We start from the raw sequence: 4,317 nt of genomic DNA, 5'->3' as shown, positions 1-4,317 counted from the left end.
CGGGCCTGGCGCTCCACAGTCGGAAGGGTCCGGCACCACACAGGTGCCGGACCCTTCCGCGTTCCCCCGGCACTTGATCACTCGGCGCCCAATCGCCCGCCGAAGCCTCAGTACGTGAACTGGATCTGTCGGCCGTCCACGGCGTGGTTCCTGATGTTCGGCGCCGGACCGCCGGCCGGCTTCACGGCGAGGGACACGTTGTAGGTCGTGCCGCGGACCAGGGACTGGTTGACGGGCGTCTCCTTGCGCACCTCGGCGGAGGACTCCAGGGGGACGCCGGTCCACGACACGGCCTGGCCGTTCGCCGGGTACACGGCCGCGGTGCCGCTGCCGTCCTTGAGCCACAGGTACACGTCCGCGGACGTCGCCGGGTCCGCCTTGGCGTAGGCCACCATGTAGACGGTGTTCCCGGCCCGCCGGAAGCAGACCCTGATCGTGCTCCCTGCGGCGTCACCGGGCGACTCCGCAGCGCACTGCTCCCCCGCCACCGCGGCCGGCGGCGGCTCCGGGTGCTGCGCGGACGGTGTCGAACCGGCGCTGCCCGTACTGGTCGCGTACTTGACCGCGAGCGACCCCCCGCCCAGGACGATGGCCACCGCGGCACCGAGGGACGCCACGATCCGGACCGTCCCGTGGGCCCGGGGCGAATCCGGTGCCGAAACACGGCCCCGGACTCCTTCGGCGTTCTTCTCGACCTCCAACATGACCGGCTGGACGGGGCCCTGGCCTGCGGAGTTCTCCGCCCCCCGCGCCCCCCGCGTCCTCCGGGGCCGACGCCGGCCTGCCGCCGGGCCCGCCCCTGAACCGTTCCTCTGCTCTTCCATCCACACTCCGTCCGCGTCGGCGAGAGTGGGCAAGAGTGTGGCAGATCGCCCGGCCCTCCTTCACCGCCGCGATCCGGTTCACTCCGGTCGGGCCGCCATCAGGAACACATCGACGACCCGGCCGGAGGGAGGCGGATCCGGCGGGAACCCTCAGACCACCGGTCGGTCAGTTCGGGGACACCACGTCCCAGAGCTGGCGCGGGCTGTTGTCGCGGAGCGCCTTCACCACGGGGCTGTCGTTGCCCTGTGCCGCGATGACGTAGTCCTCGTCCGTGGCCTCGGCGATGACGTACCTGTCGCCCGTCCGGTCGATCTGCCACTGCTGGGTCGGGATGTTGGGGTTGCACGCGACGAGCGGGATCGGCGTGCCGGGCTCCGCGAACGCCTGGAGGCACTTGTCGGGCTTCCCCTTGGACTCGATCAGGTAGCCGCCGGGGGTCGGGCGGAGGATCCAGTCCTGCCAGACCGTGCCGTTGGCCTGCCAGGTGATGGCGTCGGTCCCGTACTTGGCGGAGTCCAGGAAGCCGTTCACGGACTCGTTGTAGAAGCGCACTTCCTGGCCGCCGACGCGCACTTCGCCCGCCGAGGCGGGCGAGGCCGAGGCCACCGCGCCGGTGACGGCCAGGGCGGCGGTCGCGACGGCGGCCGCCTTCTTGATGCTGAACAAGGATTTCTCCTTCTGCGAGGGTGATTCCTCGAATTCCGTGACCGCGTACAGGGCCACGGAGCCGAGGGAACCACCCGCACCGGGCCCCCGCAACGGCAAGTAACCCGGGTGGAGTCAACGCACGAATCGCATTGCCCCGTCTGCCGCAGCGCGGAGTTGCGCCCGGGCTCCCCCTCCCTCCGGCGCAGTCCCTCGGCTCACCATTACGCCAGTCCTATTTGCGCATGATCAGAAAAAGGCCTGATCTCATCCTCTGCGAATTCCCGGAACGGAAGCCGGTTTTCCGCCACCGAGGGCCGGGGTAGGGCCGAGACGTTCGCATCCCGACCGTTTCATCATCACGGCGGGCGCGAAATCCTTGATGCTTTCTTATCGGAAGGACACCCTCATGCACAGGACCCTCCGCAACGCCCTCGCCACCGTCATCGTGACGGGTGCGCTCACCACCGCCGCCGCCCCCGCCGCCCTGGCCGCCGAGCAGACGCCGCCGACCGCGGGGGTGCAGGCAGAGCTCCGCAACCCGAAGACGATCAAGGTGGCCGACTACAACCAGGCCCGCGGCACCCTGATCAACGCCGGCAGCAAGACCGCCGCCAAGTCCCACCCGGCGCACGGCACGAAGGACGTCCCGGTCTCCCACGGCGTCAGCCTGCTGGCGGAGGCCCGCGACGAGTTCCGCGCCGCCGACAAGAACCTGCCGGCGAGCCAGAAGAGGTCCGACATGTCGATCCCGCACTACAACGCCATCCACAACGCGGCCAACACGATGCACATCGACACGTGGTGACACCGCCCCGCTGAGCCCGAACGCCCCGGCCCTCCCCCGGACTTCGGGGGAGGGCCGGGCCGGCCTCAGCCCTCCGGGCGCTTGGGCTCCTCCCGGGGCGCGCTCAGACTGCCGTCCGGGTGGACGTCGAAGACCGTGAGCTTCCTGCGGCCGGTGATGGTGATCCGGTCCGGGCCGGACCAGTCGGCGCGCACGAAGTCGCCGCCCCGGGTGTTCCAGATCCCCATGCTCCAGTGGCGGGCCGACCAGCCGCTGCCGGCCACCAGCTCCACCCGGTAGATCGGGTCGATCGAGAAGGCCACGTTGGTCATGGTCAGCACCCGGTCCGGGCGCCCCGGGGAGGCCTCCCGGTCGGTCCGCCCCTCGCCGCTCACGAGCGCCAGGAACGCGATCAGCGGCCCTCCGAAGACCAGTGCCACCATGGCGACGGCGCAGCCGATCTGCGACACCCAGGTCCGGAACTCCATCCCGATGTACAACGCGACGGCGGTCAGCACGACCGCCGTCCCGACCAACAGGACCGGGTGGTCGAGCCAGCGCTCGACCACCACGAGCCCTCCCGACCGGGACTCGTACCGACCCACCGCGTAGGCCAGCAGCGCCAGGAGCGCGGCCCCTCCGAGCCCCCACACGATCCTTCTGCGGCGTACCGCTGTCACCTTCGCCCCCCGGCGGTTCTTGACCGAACTTTGGCGCGGACCCTACTACAGGCCCGCTACCGCGGCCGGGGCGTGGACGACGGGCCGGCCGGCGTCCCGTCCTCGCCCACGGTGAAGACCTGGACCTCCTTCTCCGAGGTCACCGTGATCCGGTCCGGGCCCGACCACTCGGCCCTGAGCAGGCGTTCGCCCGGCCCCCTGGCACCGAGGGACCAGTGGCGCACCGACCAGCCGCTGCCGGTCAGCAGCTCCACCCGGCGGTCCGGCTCGAACGAGTCGGCGGCATCGGTGAAGACGAGCACCCGGTCCGGGTGGCCCGGGGCGGCTTCCCGCGCGGTCCGCACCCCGGAGTCCCCGGCCACGAGCGTCGACAGCGCGAGCGGCACCCCGAGCAGGACCAGCGCCACCAGGCCGCCGGCCAGGCCGATCTGCGACTCCGGCGTACGGAAGTCCAGCTCGACGATCAGCGAGACCAGCACCAGCACGACCGTCGCCCCGACCAGCAGGACCGGGTGGTCGAGCCAGCGTTCGAGCTCCACCAGCCCACCCGAACGGGAGGCGTGCCGGCCCACCAGGTAGGCCGACAGCGCCACGAGCGCCACGCCTCTGAGCCCCCACGCGATCCCTCTGCGGCGTACCGCTGTCACCTTCGCCCCCCGGCGGTTCTTGACCGAACTTTGGCGCGGACCCTACTACAGGCCCGCTACCGGGACCGGGGCGTGGACGACGGGCCGGCCGGCGTCCCGTCCTCGCCCACGGTGAAGACCTCGATCTCCTTCTCCAAGGTCACCGTGATCCGGCCCGGACCGGACCACTCGGCCCTGACGAAGCCGTCGTCCTCCTCCCAGGTGCCGAGGCCCCAGTGACGGGCCGACCAGCCGGTGCCGGCCACCAGCTCCACCCGGTAGACCGGATCGATCGAGAAGGCGACGTCGGTGACGCTCAGCACGTGGTCGGAGCGGCTCGGGTCGGGCTTGCGGTCGACCAGCCGGCCGTCGCCGCCGAAGACGTACGCCAGGCCGCCGACCGCCGCCCCGATGACGAGCAGCGGCGACAGGACGGCCGCGAAACCGATCTGCGCCCACCTGGTGCGGAACTCGACCTGGGCCACCGCCGAGGCCATGGCCAGGGTGACGGCCGTACCGAGCAGCAGCACCGGGTGGTTCAGCCAGCGTTCGACCTCGACCAGCCCGCCCTGGCGGGAGGAGAAGTAGCCCGGCAGGTACACCAGGAAGGCCGCCAGCGCCGCGCCACGGAGCCACCAGACGACCTGCCCGCGGCGCGTCACCGTCATTTGCTCCCCCCGGAGTTGCCCTTTGCCGGGACTTTACTACGGGGGTGCCGGGCGGCCCGGACGGCGGGTGCTCCGCTGTCCGGGCC

General features: G+C 71.6%; 6 protein-coding genes. 1 reads left to right on the top strand and 5 read right to left on the bottom strand.

Features of this window, described 5'->3' with window-relative positions:
• Positions 1-107: 107 nt before the first annotated feature.
• Positions 108-617: a hypothetical protein gene (locus tag ACFU7Z_RS37025; protein WP_074005063.1), complete on the bottom strand. Its 510-nt coding sequence runs from the start codon at positions 615-617 to the stop codon at positions 108-110.
• Between the two features lie 373 nt (positions 618-990).
• Positions 991-1,491, bottom strand: coding sequence for an RICIN domain-containing protein (locus tag ACFU7Z_RS37020; RefSeq protein ID WP_380782472.1), 501 nt, complete (start codon positions 1,489-1,491; stop codon positions 991-993).
• A gap of 388 nt (positions 1,492-1,879) precedes the next feature.
• Between ACFU7Z_RS37020 and ACFU7Z_RS37015 the strand changes: the two genes are divergently transcribed.
• Positions 1,880-2,278: a hypothetical protein gene (locus tag ACFU7Z_RS37015; protein WP_198959475.1), complete on the top strand. Its 399-nt coding sequence runs from the start codon at positions 1,880-1,882 to the stop codon at positions 2,276-2,278.
• Between the two features lie 65 nt (positions 2,279-2,343).
• Here the strand turns inward: ACFU7Z_RS37015 and ACFU7Z_RS37010 are convergent, their stop codons facing one another.
• The 3 genes from ACFU7Z_RS37010 to ACFU7Z_RS37000 form a co-directional block, all read right to left on the bottom strand.
• Positions 2,344-2,910 carry a hypothetical protein gene (locus tag ACFU7Z_RS37010; RefSeq protein ID WP_380782470.1) on the bottom strand — a complete coding sequence of 189 codons (567 nt, stop codon included), beginning with the start codon at positions 2,908-2,910 and terminating at the stop codon, positions 2,344-2,346.
• Between the two features lie 83 nt (positions 2,911-2,993).
• A complete protein-coding gene (locus ACFU7Z_RS37005) occupies positions 2,994-3,539 on the bottom strand; it encodes a hypothetical protein (RefSeq protein WP_380782468.1) in 546 nt (181 codons plus the stop codon).
• 101 nt (positions 3,540-3,640) lie between these two features.
• Positions 3,641-4,231 (bottom strand): hypothetical protein, encoded by a 591-nt coding sequence (locus ACFU7Z_RS37000; RefSeq protein WP_380782466.1) that lies wholly within the window; start codon positions 4,229-4,231, stop codon positions 3,641-3,643.
• Between the last annotated feature and the right edge of the window lie 86 nt (positions 4,232-4,317).

The organism is Kitasatospora sp. NPDC057518 (genome assembly GCF_042802075.1).
Lineage (GTDB): Bacteria > Actinomycetota > Actinomycetes > Streptomycetales > Streptomycetaceae > Kitasatospora.
Note: the sequence above shows the minus strand (reverse complement) of the source record. Positions and strands in the feature narration are given on the sequence as shown.